Consider the following 670-nt stretch of genomic DNA (forward strand, 5'->3'; position numbering starts at 1 on the left):
CAATATCGCCTTTTTTTGTTTCGACCCGAATACTATCTTTGTTGCTTAGCTTCTTCTCGCGCACGAAGACTGCGAAACACCTGGCACCGTTACCACACTGCTCAACTTCTGAACCATCGGCATTAAAAATTCGATAGCGAAAATCAACATCAGGCTTGCCAGGTGGTTCGACCAACAAAAGCTGGTCAAAGCCCGCACCTAAATTACGATCAGCCATTCGGCGAATTTGTTCAGGACGAAGGTGAACATGATGGCTGATCATATCAACCACCATAAAGTCATTACCCAAACCATGCATTTTGGTAAAGTTCACCACCATATTGTTTTCTCCCGATACCTAAAATACTCTAAATGCCCACTAAGGCATCAAATTCTCAAGCGCTAGTTGATCATCAATTGTTTCACGCTTACGCGCTAATACGACTTGCTCACCATCTACAACCAGCTCTGCCACACGACCTCTGGAGTTGTAGTTCGAGCTCATTGCAAAGCCATAAGCACCTGATGACATTACCGCGAGCAAGTCGCCCGCCTTAATAGCCAAATCACGATCTTTACCCAAGAAGTCGCCCGTCTCACAAATCGGCCCTACCAAATCATAGTGATGACGCTCACAATCAGAACCCGGCTCTTTTTCTACCCGAATAATATTCTGCCATGCGCTGTATAA

At 45.5% G+C, this 670-nt stretch carries 1 protein-coding gene and 1 pseudogene; both read right to left on the reverse strand.

All coding sequences use genetic code 11. The annotated features are described in order from the left end of the window. Nucleotides 1-319, reverse strand: a 319-nt coding sequence (gene dapF / locus A3761_RS06760) for a diaminopimelate epimerase (protein WP_068750013.1), incomplete at its 3' end; no start/stop codon positions are given. 39 nt (nucleotides 320-358) lie between these two features. After that, nucleotides 359-670: pseudogene (locus A3761_RS06765) on the reverse strand (diaminopimelate decarboxylase); the annotation flags it as partial.

It is taken from the genome of Oleiphilus sp. HI0123 (assembly GCF_001635315.1).